The 350-nt window shown below is 62.3% G+C and carries 1 protein-coding gene; it reads left to right on the top strand.

Features of this window, described 5'->3' with window-relative positions; translation table 11 throughout:
• Positions 1-319: phage tail protein (locus tag EN786_RS36540; RefSeq protein ID WP_135910116.1), on the top strand; the 319-nt coding region annotated here is incomplete at its 5' end.
• Positions 320-350 lie beyond the last annotated feature (31 nt).

Raw genomic sequence — 350 nt, 5'->3', positions numbered from 1 at the left:
GCGCGGCGTAACTCACGACCTCGAATTCGAGCGCTGGGCAAACAAAGTGTGGGATCTGCAGAACGGCCTCGGCTCGGAAGTGTCGCTGAAGGATTTCCGCAAGGACGTCGTCCTCGAGTTCCTCAACGAGGCCGGGCAGGTGGCGCTGGTCTACAAGATCTATCGCTGCTGGCCGTCCGAAGTGCAGATGCTGCCCGAACTCGACGCCAACGCCCATGCGGTGGCGATCCAGTCGATGAAGCTGGAAAACGAAGGCTGGGAGCGGGACGTCGAAGTCCCCGAGCCGAACGAGCCGGCTTTCGCCGATCCGCCGGCCTGATTGTCGGTGCAGGCATCATGGGAACCGAAAG

The organism is Mesorhizobium sp. M4B.F.Ca.ET.143.01.1.1 (genome assembly GCF_004792275.1).
Lineage (GTDB): Bacteria > Pseudomonadota > Alphaproteobacteria > Rhizobiales > Rhizobiaceae > Mesorhizobium > Mesorhizobium abyssinicae.
The sequence above is the reverse complement of the archived record's forward strand: the minus strand, read 5'-3'. Positions and strand labels throughout refer to the sequence as shown.